Annotated in this window: 22 protein-coding genes and 2 pseudogenes; 14 read left to right on the top strand and 10 right to left on the bottom strand. The window is 64.5% G+C overall.

Annotated elements, in window-relative coordinates:
- Positions 1 to 69: 69 nt before the first annotated feature.
- Positions 70 to 408 carry a YgaP-like transmembrane domain gene (locus QME24_RS17310; RefSeq protein ID WP_009686802.1) on the bottom strand — a complete coding sequence of 113 codons (339 nt, stop codon included), beginning with the start codon at positions 406 to 408 and terminating at the stop codon, positions 70 to 72.
- A 251-nt stretch (positions 409 to 659) separates the two neighbouring features.
- Between QME24_RS17310 and QME24_RS17315 the strand changes: the two are divergent.
- Positions 660 to 836 (top strand): annotated as a pseudogene (locus tag QME24_RS17315) (GntR family transcriptional regulator); the annotation flags it as partial.
- Positions 836 to 1,015 (top strand): annotated as a pseudogene (locus tag QME24_RS17320) (aldehyde dehydrogenase family protein); the annotation flags it as partial. The pseudogenes QME24_RS17315 and QME24_RS17320, both read left to right, overlap by 1 nt.
- A gap of 19 nt (positions 1,016 to 1,034) precedes the next feature.
- Here the strand turns inward: QME24_RS17320 and QME24_RS17325 are convergent.
- Positions 1,035 to 1,505 carry an RNA methyltransferase gene (locus QME24_RS17325; RefSeq protein WP_054905132.1) on the bottom strand — a complete coding sequence of 157 codons (471 nt, stop codon included), beginning with the start codon at positions 1,503 to 1,505 and terminating at the stop codon, positions 1,035 to 1,037.
- 71 nt (positions 1,506 to 1,576) lie between these two features.
- Positions 1,577 to 1,948 (bottom strand): YajD family HNH nuclease, encoded by a 372-nt coding sequence (locus QME24_RS17330; protein ID WP_009686798.1) that lies wholly within the window; start codon positions 1,946 to 1,948, stop codon positions 1,577 to 1,579.
- A 132-nt stretch (positions 1,949 to 2,080) separates the two neighbouring features.
- Between QME24_RS17330 and QME24_RS17335 the strand changes: the two genes are divergently transcribed.
- Positions 2,081 to 2,359 (top strand): hypothetical protein, encoded by a 279-nt coding sequence (locus QME24_RS17335; RefSeq protein ID WP_009686797.1) that lies wholly within the window; start codon positions 2,081 to 2,083, stop codon positions 2,357 to 2,359.
- A gap of 289 nt (positions 2,360 to 2,648) precedes the next feature.
- Here the strand turns inward: QME24_RS17335 and QME24_RS17340 are convergent, their stop codons facing one another.
- Complete coding sequence (locus QME24_RS17340; protein WP_281690935.1) at positions 2,649 to 4,691, bottom strand: S9 family peptidase; 2,043 nt, start codon at positions 4,689 to 4,691, stop codon at positions 2,649 to 2,651.
- A gap of 122 nt (positions 4,692 to 4,813) precedes the next feature.
- On the opposite strand from QME24_RS17340, the gene QME24_RS17345 reads away from it, so the two are divergent.
- The 3 genes from QME24_RS17345 to QME24_RS17355 are packed head-to-tail and all read left to right on the top strand — an operon-like array spanning position 4,814 to position 6,630.
- Positions 4,814 to 5,311 carry a hypothetical protein gene (locus tag QME24_RS17345; protein WP_009686795.1) on the top strand — a complete coding sequence of 166 codons (498 nt, stop codon included), beginning with the start codon at positions 4,814 to 4,816 and terminating at the stop codon, positions 5,309 to 5,311.
- 14 nt (positions 5,312 to 5,325) lie between these two features.
- Positions 5,326 to 6,099, top strand: a complete 774-nt coding sequence (locus tag QME24_RS17350) for a class II glutamine amidotransferase (protein WP_009686794.1) — start codon at positions 5,326 to 5,328, stop codon at positions 6,097 to 6,099.
- Between the two features lie 9 nt (positions 6,100 to 6,108).
- Positions 6,109 to 6,630 (top strand): DUF2937 family protein, encoded by a 522-nt coding sequence (locus tag QME24_RS17355; protein ID WP_009686793.1) that lies wholly within the window; start codon positions 6,109 to 6,111, stop codon positions 6,628 to 6,630.
- A 43-nt stretch (positions 6,631 to 6,673) separates the two neighbouring features.
- On the opposite strand, the gene QME24_RS17360 is transcribed toward QME24_RS17355, so the two are convergent.
- Positions 6,674 to 7,588 (bottom strand): LysR family transcriptional regulator, encoded by a 915-nt coding sequence (locus tag QME24_RS17360; protein ID WP_054905134.1) that lies wholly within the window; start codon positions 7,586 to 7,588, stop codon positions 6,674 to 6,676.
- Positions 7,589 to 7,716: 128 nt separating this feature from the next.
- Between QME24_RS17360 and QME24_RS17365 the strand changes: the two genes are divergently transcribed.
- From QME24_RS17365 to QME24_RS17380, 4 genes are read left to right on the top strand one after another with little or no spacing between them, the layout of a single operon-like run.
- Positions 7,717 to 9,003 carry an MFS transporter gene (locus QME24_RS17365; RefSeq protein ID WP_054905135.1) on the top strand — a complete coding sequence of 429 codons (1,287 nt, stop codon included), beginning with the start codon at positions 7,717 to 7,719 and terminating at the stop codon, positions 9,001 to 9,003.
- 9 nt (positions 9,004 to 9,012) lie between these two features.
- Positions 9,013 to 9,789 carry a 5-oxoprolinase subunit PxpA gene (locus QME24_RS17370; RefSeq protein ID WP_009686790.1) on the top strand — a complete coding sequence of 259 codons (777 nt, stop codon included), beginning with the start codon at positions 9,013 to 9,015 and terminating at the stop codon, positions 9,787 to 9,789.
- Positions 9,789 to 10,475: a 5-oxoprolinase subunit PxpB gene (pxpB, locus tag QME24_RS17375; RefSeq protein WP_009686789.1), complete on the top strand. Its 687-nt coding sequence runs from the start codon at positions 9,789 to 9,791 to the stop codon at positions 10,473 to 10,475. Before QME24_RS17370 ends, pxpB begins: the two co-directional genes overlap by 1 nt.
- Entirely contained in the window at positions 10,472 to 11,389 is a 918-nt protein-coding gene (locus QME24_RS17380) for a biotin-dependent carboxyltransferase family protein (RefSeq protein ID WP_281690936.1), read from the top strand. Before pxpB ends, QME24_RS17380 begins: the two co-directional genes overlap by 4 nt.
- Before the next feature lie 115 nt (positions 11,390 to 11,504).
- Here the strand turns inward: QME24_RS17380 and QME24_RS17385 are convergent, their stop codons facing one another.
- The 3 genes from QME24_RS17385 to QME24_RS17395 all read right to left on the bottom strand — a co-directional run bounded on the left by QME24_RS17385 (position 11,505) and on the right by QME24_RS17395 (position 14,837).
- Positions 11,505 to 12,683 carry a VWA domain-containing protein gene (locus tag QME24_RS17385; protein WP_009686787.1) on the bottom strand — a complete coding sequence of 393 codons (1,179 nt, stop codon included), beginning with the start codon at positions 12,681 to 12,683 and terminating at the stop codon, positions 11,505 to 11,507.
- 13 nt (positions 12,684 to 12,696) lie between these two features.
- Positions 12,697 to 13,542, bottom strand: coding sequence for a MoxR family ATPase (locus QME24_RS17390; protein WP_281690937.1), 846 nt, complete (start codon positions 13,540 to 13,542; stop codon positions 12,697 to 12,699).
- Positions 13,543 to 13,763: 221 nt separating this feature from the next.
- On the bottom strand, positions 13,764 to 14,837 hold the full coding sequence (locus QME24_RS17395; protein ID WP_009686785.1) for a DUF748 domain-containing protein: 1,074 nt from the start codon (positions 14,835 to 14,837) through the stop codon (positions 13,764 to 13,766).
- Between the two features lie 133 nt (positions 14,838 to 14,970).
- On the opposite strand from QME24_RS17395, the gene cysK reads away from it, so the two are divergent.
- From cysK to QME24_RS17415, 4 genes are all read left to right on the top strand, one after another.
- Positions 14,971 to 15,945 (top strand): cysteine synthase A, encoded by a 975-nt coding sequence (gene cysK, locus QME24_RS17400; protein WP_009686784.1) that lies wholly within the window; start codon positions 14,971 to 14,973, stop codon positions 15,943 to 15,945.
- A 172-nt stretch (positions 15,946 to 16,117) separates the two neighbouring features.
- Positions 16,118 to 17,053, top strand: coding sequence for an aspartyl/asparaginyl beta-hydroxylase domain-containing protein (locus QME24_RS17405; protein ID WP_009686783.1), 936 nt, complete (start codon positions 16,118 to 16,120; stop codon positions 17,051 to 17,053).
- A gap of 127 nt (positions 17,054 to 17,180) precedes the next feature.
- Positions 17,181 to 17,342, top strand: a complete 162-nt coding sequence (locus tag QME24_RS17410) for a hypothetical protein (RefSeq protein ID WP_009686782.1) — start codon at positions 17,181 to 17,183, stop codon at positions 17,340 to 17,342.
- Positions 17,343 to 17,457: 115 nt separating this feature from the next.
- Entirely contained in the window at positions 17,458 to 18,339 is an 882-nt protein-coding gene (locus QME24_RS17415; protein ID WP_009686781.1) for a DMT family transporter, read from the top strand.
- Between the two features lie 3 nt (positions 18,340 to 18,342).
- Here QME24_RS17415 and QME24_RS17420 read toward each other — a convergent pair whose 3' ends face one another.
- Positions 18,343 to 18,801: a DUF4265 domain-containing protein gene (locus QME24_RS17420; protein ID WP_054905137.1), complete on the bottom strand. Its 459-nt coding sequence runs from the start codon at positions 18,799 to 18,801 to the stop codon at positions 18,343 to 18,345.
- Positions 18,802 to 18,814: 13 nt separating this feature from the next.
- Positions 18,815 to 19,690 carry a DMT family transporter gene (locus QME24_RS17425; protein ID WP_009686779.1) on the bottom strand — a complete coding sequence of 292 codons (876 nt, stop codon included), beginning with the start codon at positions 19,688 to 19,690 and terminating at the stop codon, positions 18,815 to 18,817.
- Between the last annotated feature and the right edge of the window lie 17 nt (positions 19,691 to 19,707).

Below are 19,707 nucleotides of genomic sequence, written 5' to 3' on the forward strand. Positions count from 1 at the left end.
GTTAAGGCATGCGCAACACCTGTGGGAGCGGGCAAGCCCGCGAAGAGGCCGGCACAGGCAATGCATCAATCAACCGCCAGCCAACGGATCCTTCCCGGTCACCGTCACCCCGCGCGTCGCCGCCTCGGCGCTGGCCTTCAACGCCTCCAGGTCCGCCGCGCTACGCTCGATATCCGAGCGCAAGCGCTGATACTCCTGCCGGTGCCGCTGCCACCAGGCCTTGGTGGCGCAGTGCCCGCTGACCCCACGCGCCACGGCCAGGCCGCCCACCGCCATCTGCAGCAAGCCAACCAGGCCGCCACGGCGCAGCCCTTTGCTGAACATCAGCGCCCCACCGGCCAGTGAGCTGGCACGTTCCAGGCCATGAACATTGTGCTGCGATGACGCAGCGGAATGGCTATCGAGCATGGCAAACCCTCCTTGTGGAATGTAAGCAGCTGACCTGCACGGCAACGCCAGCGTTCAGTTGCATCGCCCGGCGGCGAGCCCTGGGTGGGGTTTAAACGGTGAAAAGCAGCTGGCGGTGTCGTATATGGCGAATACCCTGTCCGGTTTGGCAATGCAGCTTCAAGGGTGTTTAATCACCGCTGTCGAAACCGCTGGAGGCCTTGAAAACAAAGGCTCAGACAGATTCAGCCGTTCAGCCCCTCGAAGCGCAAGTGCCACCGGACCGCAAGGCGGTGTTGGCCGAGGCGCTGCGCCGCCGGATCCTGAGCATGGAACTGGCCCCGGGGGCGGTAGTGGACGAACTGGCCCTGTGCGACGAATTCGGCCTGTCGCGCCCACCCGTGCGCGAACTGCTGCGCCAGATCGCCGGCGAGGGCTACATCGAACTGCGCTGCGCCTGTCGCGTGAAATCCGCGCCGGGGTGGTCACGGTCAACTGCTTCGGCGAAGGTGACGTGACCACGCCGTTCGGTGGCTACAAGGAGTCTGGCTTTGGTGGGCCCGACAAGTCCATCTGGGCCCATGACCAATACATGGAGCTGAAGACCATCTGGATCAACGCTTCGTGAGCTGAGCAAGGGCGGCTTTTTACTTGAATTTGGGCCCCGACCGGGTATTCAGCCCCTTGGCCATACGGTCGTACAGCACCACATTCACCGTCGCCGCCAGGTTCATGCAGCCATCGGTCGGGATGTAGATGGTCTCTTCACACCAACCGCGCACTTCTTCGCTCAGCGACCCGTCCTCTGGGCCGAAGATGTAGATGGCGCGGTCCGGGTGGGTGTATTCCGGCAGGGGCCGGGCGCCGTCCACCAGCTCTACCGCCACCGGGGTGCAGCCCAGCGGAATGATGCGTTGCAGGTCATCGATGCCGATCAGCGGGATGTCGTAGTGCACGCGCTTGGTGTCGGTGACGAAGTCACGGGCGCGCTCATACCGTTTGCCGGTGTAGAACACCGAGTTGACGCCGTAGCAGCCCGCGGCGCGCATCACCGAGCCGACGTTTTCCGGCGACTTGGGGTTGAACAGGCCGATGCAGCTGTATCGTTTGTTTGCCACGTACCGGGGCCCTTCGCGAAAAAAGCGCGATTATACGGGCTGCCCGGTAGCAGCGGGGGGCGAATCGATGGTCAGTCTTTCTTCAGCAAGCCAGCCAGGCCGGCAAACGGGTTGTGCGTGGCCTTGGCGATGCTCGGGGTGCTGGTGGAGCCTTCGCTGAAGTACTGCTGGTCGGTGTAGCGCGAATGCTCGTTGTCGTGGCAGTACAGGCACAGCAGCTCCCAGTTCGAGCCGTCCTGGGGGTTGTTGTCGTGGTTGTGGTCGCGGTGGTGCACGGTCAGCTCGCTCAGGCGCTTGCCGGCGAACTCGCGGGCGCAGCGGCCGCACACGTGCGGGTACATTCTCAGGGCCTTGTCGCGGTAGCCCATTTCCTTGTCACGCTTGGCGTCGGCGAGAATGCGGTCCAGGCGCGCGGTGGCGGCAGCGGAAGAGGAGGCGCTCATGGTGTTTCCTTTGTTCTGATCAGGCAGGTGACGGTTATGCCATTGAGTCTAGCGCGCTTGCAGGGCGGGCGGACAGGCGAAAGCGTTGATTTAGGCGTAGCCTGTAGGAAGGTTCCCGACAGGAGGTTACTGATGTTGCGCGCGATCCTAGCCGTGCTGTGGCTGGCGGGCCTGCCCATGGCCGATGCCGCCAGTACTCCGCCCCGGCTGGCGACCCCGGTGCCCGGTGCGCCGGGTACGCCAACGCCCACGCCTTACCCCCAGATCACCCCGAGCACGCCGCCCAAGGCTTATGACAGCCAGCCGGGTGCGCCTTTGCTGCCACCGATGCCGGTGCCCGGGCCGCCGAAGGATCAGCCCTTGCCGGGGTTGCGGCCGGAGCCGGCGAAGCCGGCGCAGGATGATGACTGACTGCAGCGGTGCGTTGGCGGTGGGACTACTAGGGGGCCAGTGCCCTGTGGGAGATAACACAGCCCTATGGGCTGCGCTGTCGCGCAGAGAACTCAATTCGTAACCGCGACGCGGCCTGTGTGGGAGCGGGCATGCCCGCGAAGAATCCAGCGCGGTGGCTGGCACCGGCTACGCCGGTGTTCGCGGGCACGCCCGCTCCCACAAAGACCCCGCTAAATCAATAAGTTATGTACTGTTCTATGAGAGCGGCCTTGAGTCGCGAAAGGGGCGCAAAGCGCCCCAGGCAATCTCAAGCGATACCCAATTCGCCAAACACGAACGCATACTCCAGCGCCACATCCTTGAGCCCCTGATACCGCCCGCTCATCCCGCCGTGCCCGGCGCCCATCTCGGTCTTGAGCAACAGCAGGTTGTCATCGGTCTTGCGCGTGCGCAGCCGCGCCACCCACTTGGCCGCCTCCCAGTACTGCACGCGGCTGTCGTTGTAGCCCGCCACCACCAGCATCGCCGGGTAGGCCTGGGCCTTCACGTTCTCGTAGGGCGCATATGCCTTGATCCGCGCATACACCTCCGGCTCCTCAGGGTTGCCCCACTCGTCGTACTCGGTCACGGTCAACGGCAGGTCGGGGTCGAGCATGGTGTTGAGCACGTCGACGAACGGCACCTCGGCGACCGCACAGCGGAACAGTTCGGGGCGCAGGTTGAGCACCGCGCCGATCAACAGGCCACCGGCACTGCCACCACTGATGGCCAGCCGGTCGGGCGCCGTCACACCCTGGGCGACCAGGTGTTCGGCACAGGCGATGAAGTCGCTGAAGGTGTTGTGCTTGTGCGCCTGCTTGCCGGCACGGTACCAGGCTTCGCCCAGCTCGCCACCACCGCGTATATGGGCGATGGCGAAGGCCACGCCGCGCTGCAGCAGGCTCAGGCGTGCATGCGAGAACCACGGGTCGAGGCTTTCGCCATAGGCGCCGTAGCCGTACAGGTACAGCGGCACGGTCTGGCCCAGGTCCTGGCGGCGACGCACCAGGCTGATCGGCACCTGGGTGCCGTCGGCGGCAGTCGCCCACAAGCGTTCGCTGACATAGTGGTCGGCATCGAACGCGCCCAGTACCGGTGTTTGCTTGAGCACCACCTGGGCGCCGCTGGCCAGCTCCAGCTGGCGCACCTGGGCCGGGCGGTTGAGTGCTTCGTAGCGCAGGCGCAGGCGGGGGCTGGCGAACTCCAGGCTGTCTTGCACGTACAGGCTGTAGGCGGCATCCGGCAGCTCGACACGGTAGGCCGCCAGACCTTGCGGGCGCACTTCGATGATCGGCAGGCCGCCTTCGCGCAGGCTCAGGGTCAGGGCGCCGGCATTCAGGCTCAGCCCTTCAAGCATGACTGCCTCGCGGTGCGGCACCAGTGCCTGCCATTGCTCGCGGCCCGGTACCTCGGTAGCCGGGGCGTAATACAGGGCGAAGTTGATGCCGTCCTGGTTAGTGCGGATAAACCAGCACCACGCGCCGTCGAGCTGGCCGTGGTCGGGGAAGTATTCATGGCCCTCGACACGTGGCGCCAGGCAAACGAATGGTGCCTGTGGGGTTTCGGCGTTCAGCACCCAGGCTTCGCTGGTGGTCTTGCTGTTCAGCAGCAGCACCAGCTGGCGCTCGGAACTGGTGCGGTAGCAATGCAGGAAGAAGCGCCCGTCGGGCTCCTCGAACACGCGCTCGGCACCGGGGCTGCCCAGCGTATGGCGGCACAGGCGCCATGGCCGATGGGTGTCGTCCAGCTCGGCGAAGAACAGTGTCTGGCTGTCGTTGGCCCAGGTCATGCTGCCGTCGCAGTCTTCAAAGGGCAGGGCGGTGATCGCGCCGCTGGCGAGGTCTTTCACGTACAGGCTGTAGACCTCGTCGCCACTGGTATCCAGGCTGTAGGCCAGCAGGCGGTGGTCGGGGCTGACACTGAACGCGCCCAGCGACAGGAAGCCGCCGTTGGCCAGTGCGTTGGGGTCGAGCAACAGCTGTTCCTGGCTTTCATCGACGGTGTTGCTGTCGTCGGCCGGGCGTGGGCAGCGGTAGTGGCGCGGATATTCGTCGCCAGCAGTGGTGCGGGTGTAGTACAGGTACGGCCCCCAGGGTGAAGGCAGCGACAGGTCGGTCTCCTGGATGCGGCCCTTGATCTCTTCGAACAATTGCTCGCGCAGGGGCGCCTGGTCGGCCAGGCAGGCTTGCTGGTAGGCGTTTTCGGCCTGCAGGTAGGCGAGCACCTCGGGGGTGTCGCGCTGTTGCAGCCAGGCATACGGGTCGGCGGCCTGGTCGGCATGGGCAATCGGCGGTTGGGGCTTGGTCGGCATCGAGGATCTCTTGGTTGGGGTGGCCTGGGCCCGGCTGCGAAGCGGCCGGCGCAGGCAAACACTGTGTGCGCCCGGAAAAGTGTTTATCATAGGCACCTCTTTGCCTGGCTTGCACGAACACCATGATCGAGAACGACTACACCTTGGCCTGGGGCCTGTACGCGGTTGCCGCTTTGGGCTGCCTGCTGGTGGGCTTCAAACTGACCGGCTGGATGTGGCGCTGGTTGCGCGAGCCCTTGCGGGTGGTGCTGGCGGTGCTGTTGCTGACGCCGACCGTGGTTGACCCGGTCAAGGACAGCTTCGCCCCGGCCATCGCCATCACCACCCTGGATGTGGCGTTCAAGGTTGGCAACAATGCCTGGCGCGCAGTTTCCGATTTTGCCATGTACGGCATGATCGCCTTTGCCTTGTATGCCCTCTTCGTATTGCTGCGCTGGCCGCTGGAAAAGCGCGCCCGCGAGCGGCGGGCCCAGGCTGAGGCCGCGGCCCAGCGCGAGCAGGCCGAAGATGACCGGCTCGGCGCCCAGGCCCCTTTAGCCGCCGAGCGCAGCGACCGTTACCGTGACCTCCCGCCACCTGCGGCACCCCGGGGAAATGGCCGGGTCGAGCCCCGTCTGTAAGCGGAGACACAGCCATGTGCGAACTGTTGGGCATGAGTGCCAACGTCCCTACCGACATTGTCTTCAGCTTTACCGGCCTGATGCAGCGCGGTGGCCGCACCGGCCCGCACCGCGATGGCTGGGGCATCGGCTTCTATGAAGGGCGCGGCCTGCGCCTGTTCCAGGACCCGGCTGCCAGCAGCGAGTCGGAGGTAGCCAGCCTGGTGCAGCGCTACCCGATCAAGAGCGAAGTGGTCATTGGTCATATCCGCCAGGCCAACGTCGGCAAGGTCTGCCTGGCCAACACCCACCCGTTCATGCGCGAAATGTGGGGCCGTAACTGGTGCTTTGCGCACAACGGCCAGTTGGGCGCCTTCAAGGGCTTGGGCAGTTTCTATCGGCCGGTAGGCGATACCGACAGCGAAGCGGCCTTTTGCGACCTGCTCAACCGCATTCGCAGCGCCTTCCCCGAGCCGGTGCCGGTGGAACAGCTGTTGCCGGTGCTGGTCGAAGCCTGTGCCGGTTACCGCGGGCAGGGCGTGTTCAACTGCATGCTCAGCGACGGTGACTGGCTGTTCTGCTTCTGTTCGACCAAGCTGGTGCACATTACCCGGCGTGCGCCGTTTGGTGCGGCACGCTTGAAGGATGTCGACCTGATCGTCGACTTCCATACGCAAACCACCCCCAACGACGTGGTCACGGTGATTGCCACCGAGGCCCTGACCGAGAACGAGACCTGGCAGCGCTACGAGCCGGGTCAATGGGCCCTGTGGCGGCACGGTGAATGTGTGGCGCACGGCCAGAGCTAAGGACGCTGCATGTTCAGAAGTTACCTGCGGTTGCTGCTGTTCACCTTCGGCTTGTTGGCCGGTATTCAGGTGCCGGGGCTGGTGAAAGACTACAGCCAGCGGGTGGAGGCGCACCTGTACGAGTCGCGCGAGGCGCTGGACGGCTTCAAGCAGACGGCCGAGCGCTTTTTCAATGGCGACCTGCAGGCCTTGCTACGGCACTACCGCAGCAGTGATGACCCGGTGTTCAACAGTGACGCCAACAGCATCGAAAGCCTGATGATCCGCAACCAGTTGCTGGAGAACGAGTGGCAGGCCCTGCAAGGGCCTTGGGCCGCACGCACCTGGCATGTGCTGGTGCAGGCCGACCCGCAGCTGCGTGAAGAAACCCTCAACGGCTATAGCTACCAGATTCTGCTGGTGCCCGAGGCCATCGGCTGGGGTGTTGGCGCAGGGTTCGTGCTGGCGTTCTTGGTCGAAAGCCTGTTGCTGGGGCTTGGCTGGGTGATCCTCGGGGGGCGGCGCCGGGTGGTGAAAGAGAGCTGGCGCTGAGGGTGATCGCCAGCACAGGCACTGCGTTCTCAACGCCAACCCCCTAGGAAACCAGCACGATCCGCTGCCCACCCATGTCCCGTGCATACCCCTCCAGCACCTGTCGGCACAGCCCGACTACCTCATCCACCAGCGCCACGCCGGTCTGCCAGGCCACCACCAGCTCCAGGCTCGGCGGCGGTTGCAGCCCCGCCAGCAACACCAGCTCGCCGCGGTCCAGCTCGGCATCCACCAATGCCGGTGGCAACGCGCCGATGCCGAAGCCGTCGCGTAGCAGCCGGGTAATGGCCGCCACCGAGTTCACGCAGTTCAGCCGCGGTGCGTCAGCCCCGGCACCCTGCAGCAGGCTCAGCACCTCCTGGTGCGGCCGTGAATTCTTCGAGAAGGTGATGATCCGCTCCCGACCAAGCTCGGCCAGCGAGCCGAAAGCGCGGTGCTGGGGCGAGCCGGCGGCAACCACCCAGCCCATCGGGTAGCGCGCCAGATCCAGGCTGCGGATCGACTGCTCGCGCAGCAGGTCGGTCTGCAGGATCACGTCGAGAAACCCCTTTTGCAGTTGCTCGCGCAGGTTCAGTGCAGTGTCCGCCACCAGCTCGATTTCTACCTGTGGGTAGCGCTCGGTCAGTTCCGCCACCAGCGCACTCATCCAGGTGTGGATGACCGTGTCCATCACCCCGATGCGAATTCGCCCGACCTTGGCCCGGTCGCTGTCCAGCGATTGCTTCATGGCCTTGGCGGTGTCCAGCATGCGTTCGGCGTATTCCAGCACCTTGCCGCCTTCCGGGGTCAGGCTGACGCCGCGCGAGTCGCGCAGCAGCAGCTTCACGCCAAGGTCGGCCTCCAGCGCGGCAATACGGCTGGAGACCGAGGCCTGGGTGGTGAACAGCTTGTCTGCGGTCAGGCGGAAGCTCTTGAGGCGGGCGACCCAGACAAAGGTTTCGAGAAAGCGAAGGTTCATGATCAGTTTTTCTTGTTCCAGACCGGCGGTTTTTCTCGTTGGACGCAGCGCGCGCGGGCTCCGAACATTGGCCCAGGCCGCGACAGTACAGGTCGCCTATACAACAATACCAACAAGCCGAGGCAAGCATGAACCCCACCGGCGTGCAGCAGCAGGTCAGTTCTTCCCCTTCGTCCGGGCCGTTCGCCTGGTACCGCGACATCGACTCACAGCAACGGCGCACCTTCTGGAGCTGCAAGATTGGCTACGGCCTGGATGGCATGGACACCCAGATGCTCAGCTTCGTCATCCCCACGCTGATCATGCTGTGGGGGATCACCACCACCGAAGCCGGGCTGATCCACACCAGCACGCTGATCGCCTCGGCGGTGGGCGGCTGGATAGCCGGTATCCTCTCCGACCGCATCGGCCGCGTACGTACCCTGCAACTGACGGTACTGTGGTTTGCGTTTTTCACTTTTCTCTGCGGGTTCGCCCAGAACTACCAGCAGTTGCTGATCGCCCGAACCTTGATGGGCTTCGGCTTCGGCGGCGAGTGGACCGCCGGCGCAGTGCTGATCGGCGAAGTGATCCGCGCCCAGGACCGTGGCAAGGCGGTCGGCATGGTGCAGTCCGGGTGGGCCATTGGCTGGGGCCTCACCGCCATCCTCTATGCACTGCTGTTCTCCTGGCTGCCGCCTGAGCAGGCCTGGCGGGCACTGTTCCTGTTGGGCCTGGTGCCGGCCATCTTCGTGATCTTCGTGCGCCGCCTGGTCAAGGACCCGGAGGTCTACCGCCAGGCCAAGGCGACGCCAGCGGCCGAGGCACCGTCGCACTTCTACGAGATTTTCGCCCCAGGCATGCTCTGGACCACCGTGCGCGCCTCGTTGTTGACCACAGGCGCGCTGGGCGGTTACTACGCCATCACGTCCTGGTTGCCGACCTTCCTCAAGAATGAACGCGGCCTGAGCGTGCTGGGAACCGGTGGCTATCTGGCGATGGTGATCGTTGGTTCGTATGTGGGCTACGTCGTCAGTGCGTACCTGTCCGACCTGCTGGGGCGTAAGAAGAACTTCATCCTGTTCGCCGTGGGCTCGTTCGTCATCGTGCTGCTGTACACGCAGATGCCCGTCAGCGATGGCGTGATGCTGTGGCTGGGCTTCCCGCTGGGCTTCTTCGCCTCGGGGATCTTCAGTGGCATGGGCGCGTTCCTGACAGAGCTGTTCCCAACACGTATCCGCGGTTCGGGGCAGGGCTTCTGCTACAACATCGGCAAAGTCGTTGCGGCGCTGTTCCCGTTGCTGATTGGCTTGCTCGGCCAGCAGGTGCCGCTGGGCCTGGGTATCGGTGTGTTTTCTGCCGTGTCCTATGGCGTGGTGATCGTTGCAGCGCTGAGCCTGCCGGAAACACGCGGCAAACAGTTGCAAGCGCGGTAAGGTAGGCACATGCACGACAACAACGGAGGCCGCGTGGTGGAACGCCTGCTACTCAATTGCGACATGGGTGAAAGTTTCGGCAGCTGGCGCATGGGCCTGGATGCCGAGGTCATGCCCTACATCGACTGCGCCAACATCGCCTGCGGTTACCATGCCGGTGACCCTGGCATCATGCGCCGCACCGTGGCCCTGGCACTGGAGCACGGGGTGGCGATCGGTGCCCACCCGGCCTACCCGGACCTGGTCGGCTTCGGGCGCCGGTCCATGGCCTGCAGCCCCGAGGAAATTCGCGATTTGCTGCACTACCAGATCGGCGCACTGGAGGGCATCTGCAAGGTGCTCGGCGGCCGTGTGGCCTATATCAAGCCGCATGGCGCGCTGTACAACGACATGATGGCCGACCCGCTCAAGCTGCGCACCGTGCTGGAAGCTGTGGCGGCTTACGGCAGCGATCTGCCGCTGATGCTGATGGCCACCGCCGACAACCGTACGGCCCAGGCGCTGGGCGATGAAATCGGCGTGCCGCTGTGGTTCGAGGCATTCGCCGACCGGGCCTATACCGCCAGCGGCCACCTGGTCTCGCGGCGCCTGCCCGGCGCCGTGCATCACGACCCGGCGCGTGTGGTGGAGCAGGCCGAGCGCCTGGCCCGTGGCGATACGCTGGTGGCGAACGATGGCAGTGCCTTGAAGCTGGCGGCCAGCACACTGTGTGTGCATGGCGACAACGACAGTTCGGTAGCAGCGGTGCGGCAGATTCGCCAAGCCCTCGATGCCATGGAGCGATGATGAAGCTGCGTATCGAAGTGGTCGCGGTCGACAGCCTGATGGTGCGCCTGTTCGAGCGTATCGACGAGGCCAACATGCCGTGGATGCTTGCTGCCAGCCAGTGCTTGCGCGCAGCGTTCGGCCAGCACCTGCTGGACTTGGTGCCGTCGTACACCACGCTGATGGTGCACTTCGACCTGCCGCCGGCCGAGGCGAGGGCGCTGATCGCCCAGGCCCTGGACGGTTTGCAGCCTGACGCCGGCAGTGGTGGCCGGCGTCACGAGATCCCGGTGTGGTACCACGCCAGCGTCGGCCCGGAGCTGCCTGTACTGGCTGCCCGCAGCGGCTTGACCGAGGGTGAAGTGGCCCGCTTGCACAGCGAGCGCGAGTACCCGGTTTTCGCCTTGGGCTTCGCCCCCGGGTTCGGCTTCATGGGCCTGGTCGATGAACGCCTGGCCAGCCCCCGCCTGAGCACCCCGCGCAAGCGCGTGGCGGCGGGCAGCGTGGGTATTGCCGAGCGCCAGACGGCAGCGTACCCGGCGGTGTCGCCGGGGGGCTGGAACCTGATCGGGCGAACACCGGTGCGTTTGTTCGACCATGAACGTGAGGGCTATAGCCTGTTGCAACCCGGTGACCGGGTGCGCTTCGTGGCGGTTACGCGTGATGAGTTTCTGGCCCTGGGCGGCGATGTGGAGGCGCAAGGATGAAGCAGTTGACGATCGAGGCCAGCAACGCCTTGTGCCAGTTGCAGGACGCCGGGCGCTTCGGCGTACGGCACCTGGGCGTGACCCAGGGCGGGGCGCTGGACTGGGTGGCGATGTACTGGGCCAACTGGCTGTTGGGCAATTCGCTGGCCGCACCTGTGGTGGAGGTCGCGCTGGGTGGCTTCTGTGTGGTGGCGCAGCAGGATTGTGTGCTGGCGCTGGCCGGTGCCGACCTGGATGCGCGAGTTGATGATCAGCCGGTAGCGCCCTGGCGCAGCTTTGCTCTGGGCAAGGGGCAGCGCTTGGCCCTGAAGCAGCCCAAGCAGGGCGTTCGGGCGTACCTGGCGGCGCCTGGCGGGTTTCGCGGCGAGGCGGTGCTGGGCAGCTGTGCCACCGTGGTGCGCGAAGCGCTGGGCGGTACAGACGGCCAGGGCGCTGCGCTTGGTAAAGGCCAGCGGCTGGCTTTTGCGGGTACGCCGGCAAGCCTTCGTGAAGTGCCGGATGCGTTGCGCCCGCGCTATCACCACAAGCCTGTGCTCGACCTGGTGATGGGCGCGCAGCTCGGCGATTTCAGCGGTACCAGCCTGTACCAGGCATTCAACACGGACTGGACCCTGGACAGCCGGGCCGACCGCATGGGCATCCGCTTGCTGGGGCCGCAGCTGGTCTACCAGGGCGCGCCGATGATTTCCGAGGGCATTCCCCTGGGGGCGGTGCAGGTGCCGCCGGACGGGCAACCGATCGTGTTGCTCAATGACCGGCAGACCATTGGCGGTTACCCGCGCCTGGGGGCGTTGACGCCGCTGGCGCTGGCGCAACTGGCGCAGTGCATGCCGGGGGCGCAGGTGAAGTTCAGGGCGGTGGTGCAGGATGAGGCGTGGCGGGAGCAGCAGCAATACTTGGGCCGGTGGTTGTAAGGCTGCGGGCCCTTTCGCGGGCACGCCCGCTCCCACACAGGCCTGCGCCATACCTGTAGGAGCGGGCGCGCCCGCGAAGAGGCCAGACCGCTGGCAAGTGGCAGCCCGTTCTATCTCACTTTGAGAGATACCGCATCCCTTCCTCCAACCCCTGCAAGGTCAGCGGATACATCTTGTCCTCGATCAACTCCCGCACCAGGTGGGTCGAGGCGGTGTAGTCCCAAGCCTGCCGGGGATAGGGGTTGATCCAGATGATCTTCCTGAATTTCTCCATGAAACGCTGCAGCCACACATACCCGGCTTCTTCGTTCCAATGCTCCACGCTGCCACCGGGCTGGGTAATTTCGTAAGGCGCCATGGCCGCATCGCCAACGAAGATCACTTTGTAGTCGTCGCCATACTTGTGCAGCAGATCGAACGTGGAAAACCGCTCCGAGGTGCGGCGCAGGTTGTTCTTCCAAACCGACTCGTACACGCAGTTGTGGAAGTAGTAGTACTCCAGGTGCTTGAACTCGGTCTTGCAGGCCGAGAACAGTTCTTCGCACACCTTGACGTGGGCGTCCATGGAACCACCGATGTCGAACAGCAACAGCAGCTTCACGGTGTTGCGCCGCTCCGGGCGCATCTGGATGTTCAGCAACCCGGCATCGCGCGCGGTGTGGTCGATGGTGCCGTCGATGTCGAGCTCTTCGGCGGCGCCTTCACGGGCGAACTTGCGCAGCCGGCGCAGGGCCAGCTTGATGTTGCGCGTGCCCAGTTCCACCTGGTCGTCGAGGTTCTTGTACTCGCGCTGGTCCCAGACCTTCACCGCCTTGCCCTGGCGTTTGCCGGCCTCGCCCACGCGGATGCCCTCGGGGTTGTAGCCGCCCGAGCCGAACGGGCTGGTGCCGCCGGTGCCGATCCACTTGTTGCCGCCGGCGTGGCGCTCCTTCTGCTCTTCCAGGCGCTGCTTGAAGGCCTCGATGAGCTTGTCCAGGCCACCCAGCGACTGGATTTGCGCGCGTTCTTCGTCGCTGAGCGAGCGCTCGAACTCCTTGCGCAGCCAGTCTTCCGGGATCAGCGCCTCGATGTGCTGGTCGAGGTTTTCCAGGCCTTTGAAGTAAGCGGCGAAGGCGCGGTCGAACTTGTCGAAGTGGCGTTCGTCTTTCACCAGAATGGCGCGGGCAAGGTAATAGAATTCGTCCATGTCGGCGAACACCACGTGCTTTTGCAAGGCCTGGTGCAGGTCGAGCAGTTCACGCACCGACACCGGCACCTTGGCCGCACGCATTTCATTGAACAGGTTGAGCAGCATGGCCCGGCTCCTGTCAGCGGTTGCCGCGCCGGGTCATGAAGGCCAGGCGCTCGAGCAGTTGCACGTCCTGCTCGTTCTTCACCAGCGCACCGGCCAGCGGCGGGATCGCCTTGGTCGGGTCGCGTTCACGCAGCACCGCTTCACCGATGTTGTCGGCCATCAGCAGCTTGAGCCAGTCGACCAGCTCGGAGGTGGAAGGCTTTTTCTTCAGGCCAGGTACCTTGCGTACGTCGAAGAACACGTCCAGCGCCTCGCTGACCAGCGCCTGGCTGATGTTCGGGTAGTGCACGTCGACGATCTGCTGCAGGGTGCTGCGGTCGGGGAAGGCGATGTAGTGGAAGAAGCAGCGGCGCAGGAAGGCGTCGGGCAGCTCCTTTTCGTTGTTCGAGGTAATGATGATGATCGGGCGCTGCCGGGCCTTGATGGTCTCGTCGATTTCGTAAACGTAGAACTCCATCTTGTCCAGTTCCTGCAACAGGTCGTTGGGGAACTCGATGTCGGCCTTGTCAATTTCGTCGATCAGCAGGATGACCCGCTCCTCGGCCTCGAAGGCCTCCCACAGCTTGCCCTTCTTCAGGTAGTTGCGCACGTCATGGACCTTGTCCACGCCCAGCTGCGAGTCGCGCAGGCGGCTGACCGCGTCGTACTCGTAGAGGCCCTGGTGGGCCTTGGTGGTGGACTTGATGTGCCAGTTGATCAGGCGCGCGCCGAACGAAGCTGCCAGCTGTTCGGCGAGCATGGTCTTGCCGGTGCCGGGTTCGCCCTTGACCAACAGCGGGCGTTCGAGGGTGATGGCCGCGTTTACTGCCAGTTTCAGGTCGTCTGTGGCGACGTAGTCGCGGGTGCCTTCGAACTTCATGGGGCTGTCCTCTGTTGTAAGCCTGTGCCGGCCTCTTCGCGGGCACGCCCGCTCCCACAGGAATTGCACAAACTTCTGAATCTGCGGAAGTACCTGTGGGAGCGGGCGTGCCCGCGAATGGCCCAACACCTGTTTTCGATTTGTTACCGACTATAACGCGGGCCCGGGCAGCTGAAAACGCGGACCGGGTATTCAGTCCCTGAATGCCCCGTCACACTGTTTCAGTCGGACTTCGGCGCCGGTTGCTCATAGCGTGCATTGAACGCCTGGATGAAGCCGTTGCGCAGGATCTGCAGGAAGGCCTCGAAGGCGCTGATGTTCTGCTTGTGCACGCTGCCACTGAGCTCCACCCGGGTGGCGAACTGGTTTTTCGGTTGGTTCTTCAGCACCGTCTCGGAGGCGCCCACCAGGGCCTCCCACACCGAGCGGAAGAAGCCTTTGTCCTTGTTTTCGACATCTTGCTGCCAGTCGAACACGTCCACGTCACGCAGCAGGGGTTTGATGTAGCCATTGAGGCGGCCGTTTTCCGCCTGCGCCTCGATGACCACGTCACCATGCCCTGCGCTGAAGTCGAACTTGCCGTAGGCACTGGCGAAGTCATTCAGGTTGCGCAGTTCTATGCCGGTGGCACGCAGGCGGAACTCGAAGTCATCGAAGTCACTGAACGGGTCGAAGGTGGCGCGGCTTTCGACCTTGGCATTGCCGGCGATCAGCGCCGTGCCCTCGAAGCTGGCGTCGCGCCGGCCTTGCTTGTCGCGCACGTTGGTCAGGTTGCTGATGGTGGCGTCCAGCCGGGTTGCCTTGAGGTTGACCGGGGGGTTGGAGTTGAAATTGCGAAAGGTCAGGGTGCCATTGTCGATATGCACTTCATCGAGGGTAATCGGCAGCAGCTTTTCCAGTTGTTGCCGCCAATCGGTGCCCTGGCCGGTCTGCGAGGCCTGCTTGTTGCCGCCGTCGACGAAGTTCAGTTCGGGCTGCTCGAAGATCACTTTCGCCACCACGGCCTTGTCGTAGATCAGCGAGTGCCAGCTGACCGACAGGTCGATAACCGGTGCATCCAGCAGCGGCACTGGCACCTTGCCGCTGGTCTTGACGATCCGCAGGCCGTTGATCCGGTAGGCCCCGCGCCACCAGGCCAGGTCCACGTCGGCCACGTGGCCACGGTAGTCGCCCATGTCGGCCAGCTTGTCGTTGAGGTAGTCGCGTACCAGGTAGGGCAGGGCCAGGTGCAACGCCACCAGCAGCGCCACCAGGCTGGCCAGGCCGATCAGCGGCCAGCGATAACGGGCTTTCATCGGGGTGTCTCCCAGGAGGATGTGCGGTGGACCGCAATGCGCCCGGTTGAGTTCGAACAGGCTTTACGGGCCTACGGCCGGGGCTTACCCTTGAGGTCTTTTCCTGCTCGCTTTCATGCCAAGGACCCCTGCCATGAGCCGTATCTTTGCAGACAACGCCCATTCCATCGGCAACACGCCGCTGGTGCAGATCAACCGGATCGCCCCGCGTGGCGTGACCATCCTGGCCAAGATCGAGGGGCGCAACCCGGGCTACTCGGTCAAGTGCCGCATTGGCGCGAACATGGTCTGGGATGCCGAAAGCAGCGGCCGGCTCAAGCCGGGCATGACCATAGTCGAGCCCACCTCGGGCAACACCGGTATCGGCCTGGCCTTCGTTGCCGCCGCGCGTGGCTACAAGCTGATGCTGACCATGCCCGCTTCGATGAGCCTCGAACGGCGCAAGGTACTGAAGGCGCTGGGCGCCGAACTGGTGCTGACCGAGCCGGCCAAAGGCATGAAGGGCGCCATCGACAAGGCCAACGAAATCGTGGCCTCAGACCCGGCGCAGTACTTCCTGCCAGGCCAGTTCGAGAACCCGGCCAACCCCGCCATTCACGAAAAAACCACAGGCCCGGAAATCTGGAACGACACCGACGGTGCGGTGGACGTGCTGGTGGCGGGGGTGGGCACGGGCGGCACCATCACCGGTGTGTCGCGCTACATCAAGCATACCCAGGGCAAGGCGATCCTGTCGGTGGCCGTGGAGCCCGAGGCTTCGCCACTGATCACCCAGACCCTGGCCGGCGAAGAGCTCAAGCCCAGCCCACACAAGATCCAGGGCATCGGGGCTGGCTTCGTACCGAAAAACCTCGACCTGTCGATTGTCGACCAGGTGCTGACGGTGGCCGACGAAGAGGCCAAGGCCATGGCCATTCGCCTGATGCAGGAAGAGGGCATTCTCTGCGGCATTTCTTGCGGCGCAGCCATGGCGGCGGCCGTGCGCCTGGCGGAAAAACCGGAAATGCAGGGCAAGACCATCGTCGTGGTGCTGCCCGATTCCGGCGAGCGTTATTTGTCGAGCATGCTGTTCAGCGACATGTTCAGCGACCAGGAAAACCAGCAGTAACCGGCCATGCCGCTGACCGGGCTCAATGTTCGGCAGCCTGGTTGACTGCACAATCTTCATCGACACGATCCCGCCCGGGTGGTTTGTACCGCGGCGGGATCGGTTTATGATGGCAGGATGATTTTCAGGAGAGCAGGCCGCGCAGCCCTGTTTCTTCACCTAGGAGTGATGCATGACCTTATCCTTTGCAGCCAAGGCGGGTGTCTTGCTGGTGTTCTTCGGCAGTGTGCTGTTCGTGCACCTGCGCGGCAAAGCCCGCCTGCCGGTGTTGCGCCAGTTCGTCAACCATTCGGCGCTGTTCGCCCCCTACAACGCCTTGATGTACCTGTTTTCCGGGGTGCCGTCCAAACCCTACCTGGACCGCCAGCGCTTCCCGGAACTGGATGTGCTCAAAGACAACTGGCAGGAAATCCGCGAAGAGGCCATGCGCCTGTTCGACGAGGGCTATATCCGCGCCGCCGAAAAGGACAACGACGCCGGCTTCGGTTCGTTCTTCAAGAAGGGCTGGAAGCGGTTTTACCTGAAGTGGTATGACAAGCCGCTGCCATCGGCCGAGGCGCTGTGCCCGAAAACCGTAGAACTGGTCAGCAGCATTCCCAACGTCAAGGGCGCGATGTTCGCCCTGCTGCCTGGCGGTAGCCACCTGAACCCGCACCGCGACCCATTCGCCGGTTCGTTGCGTTACCACCTGGGCCTGTCCACGCCGAACTCCGACGCCTGCCGCATCTACGTCGATGGGCAGGAGTACGCCTGGCGGGACGGCGAAGACGTGATGTTCGATGAAACCTACGTGCACTGGGTGAAAAACGAGACCGATGTGACCCGGGTGATCCTGTTCTGCGACATCGAGCGGCCGTTGAGCAGCCCGCTGATGACCCGCATCAACCGCAAGGTCAGTGCCTTCCTGGGCCGCGCCACCGCGCCGCAGAACACCGACGACGAGCGGGTGGGCGGCATCAACCAGGCGTATGCCTGGAGCAAGCGCTTCTCCAACAAGCTCAGCACCCACGTGAAGCAGTTCAAACGGGCCAACCCCAAGGCCTACCGGGTCTTGCGCCCGGTGCTGGCGGTGGTCGTGGCTTATCTGCTTTACCGCTGGTTGTTCTGAGCGCAGGCTGGCCTGTGCGCGGGTTCACCCGCGCACAGGCCAGCTCACCTCACACTGGCGCCCGCTATTGCCCGATCGTGGGTTCACCGCTATTCTCCACAACACTTCCTTCCCTGAAGCCTGAATCATGCCCGCCAAGCCCTCCACCACCAGCTTTGCCATCGCGCCAGTCGCGGGCATGGTCGTGCGTGGCAGCCAGCAGCCGGCCATGGTCAGTCATTACCCACCACCTGTCAGTGGCGCCGTAGGCGGCGTAGCTCCGCCATGCTGCGTGGTCGTGTTGGGCTGATCGGCTTCGGCCGAGTCCCTTCGCACACGCAACCCACTGAACCCGGCCGGCTACTTAGTGCGCTTTAGCGCAGGCCGTCCGCTTGGCTTATCTGCCTATCATCAGGTGGCAATACATGTCCTTTTTCAACAAAGCATCCGTGGCCTCGGCGGCCACTACCAGCCTGTTCGTCCTGCTGTGGAGCAGCGGGGCGATCGTTTCCAAACTTGGCCTGGCGCATGCCAGCCCGTTCGCGTTCCTGCTGCTGCGCTCTGCCTTGGCCCTGGCGGGCCTGTTGCTGATCGGGCCGTTGCTGGGGCTGCGCTGGCCACGCCGTAAGGGCGCCATGCTGCGTGCCCTGGGCACTGGCTGCGTGTTGCTCGGGGCTTACCAGATATTCTATCTGCTGGCCCTCGACACCCACGTCACGCCAGGCATCATGGCCACGGTCATGGGCGTGCAACCGATCCTCACCGTCGTGCTGATGGAGCGCCAGCGTTCGATCAGCCGCCTGTTCGGCCTAGGGCTGGGCTTGAGCGGCTTGATCATGGTGGTGTACCAGGGGCTCAACCTGGGTGGGGTGTCGCTGGCGGGCATGCTGTTCGCCCTGCTGGCGCTGGCCAGCATGACTTGCGGTTCGATCCTGCAAAAACGCATCACCGAAAACCCCATGGGCACGCTGCCGCTGCAGTACCTGGCCGGCTTTGCCCTGTGCGCGCTGTTCGCACCCTTGCAACCCTTGCAGGTGCAGTGGACCGGGGGTTTCGTGGCTGCCTTGCTGTGGATGGGCCTGGTGGTTTCGCTGCTGGCCACCTTGCTGCTGTATCGGCTGATCGCCAAGGGTAACCTGGTCAACGTCACCAGCCTGTTCTACCTGGTGCCGGCGGTGACCGCGGTGATGGACTTGCTGATCTTCGGCAACCGCCTGGCGCCGCTCAGCCTGCTGGGCATGGGGTTGATCGTGGTCGGCCTGCTGTTCGTGTTCCGCAAGCCTGCCAAGCGCCTGGCCGAGGCCTGAGCCCTAGCGGAACTCGGCGGGGATGGCGTGCCGGAGTACGCCTTCCTCGAAGTCCAGCAGCCCGGCTTCGCGCTGGGTGAGCAGGTAGTAGAGCAGGGTGTCGATCGAGCGCTGTTGCGGTAGTGCCACGGCCAGCAGTCTTACCGAATGCTCGGTTTCACAGGCGCAGCCGAAATCCTGCAAGGCAGCGCGAACCTGATCGAGGGTTTCCGGGGGCTTGACCAGCACCCGGAATACCGAGGTGCCGCTGCTTTGGCGCAGTTCGGCGAACCAGGTCTGGCCGTCTTCTTCATAGGTGCCGATAAGGTCACCCGGCGCGATGCCGTACACATGAAAGGGGATGTTGTCCACGGCATGGCCGCCTTCCACAGCCTTGGCCCAAAGGCCTTCGACCGAGGCCGGTGGGTAGCCGTTGGCGTCCTGTTCCAGGCGGAACAGCACCTTCTTGCAGGTCGGGTTCATGCCGTTCTCCCGGTCAATTGCGCGCCGGGCGCAGTACCAGCCACAAGGCCACAGCAATCAGCAGGCCGCCATACAGGTGCGCCATCGACAGCGGCTCGTCCAGCAGCCATGCGCCCCACAGCACGCCGAACACCGGGATCAGGAAGGTCACGGTGCTGGCCTTGACCGGGCCTATTTCTGCCAGCAGACGGAAGTACAGGATATAGGCGAATGCCGTGCACAGCAGGCCCAGGCCGAGCAGCGACAGCCAGACCTGCCAGCCGCCCCAGCTGGCGGGCGGCTGGCTGAGGGCGCTCCAGGCGAACAGCGGGCTCAGCATCAGCGTAGCGCCGAGCATGCTGCCCAGCGCCGACAGGCGGCTGTCCAGGCCACTGATCCAACGCCGCGCGAGGAACCCGGCAAAGCCGTAGCAGGTGGTAGCTGCCAGGCACGCCAGGGCGCCTTGCAGCAGGGCCATGTCCAGGGCCACCGGCCCGGCCCCGCTGAGGATGCCGACACCGAGCAGGCCAAGGAAGATGCCGCAGAGCTTGGCCAACGTCATGGGTTCACGGAAGCACAGCACGCCGATCAGCACGCCCATCAGTGGCGTGGTGGCGTTGAAGATCGCCGAGTAACCGGCTGGCAGCACCTGGGCAGCTACGGAATAGAAGGTTGCCGGGATGCCGGAGTTGATCATGCCCAGTACCAGGCAGGCCCCGAGCTTGCCCTGGAAGTCCCAGCGCACGCGGCTGGCGGCGACGATGGCGACCAGGCCCAGGCAGGCGATCGAGACGCGAAAGAACGCGGTCGGCACAGTGCCCAGCTCGGGGGCGATGATGCGCATGAACAGGAAACTCGCCCCCCAGACGGCAGCAAGGGTCAGCAGGCGGGTTAGGGCAATCGGGCTCACAACGGTCTCCGGAGGGC

This window comes from Pseudomonas sp. PARCl1, from assembly GCF_947311875.1.
Lineage (GTDB): Bacteria > Pseudomonadota > Gammaproteobacteria > Pseudomonadales > Pseudomonadaceae > Aquipseudomonas > Aquipseudomonas juntendi.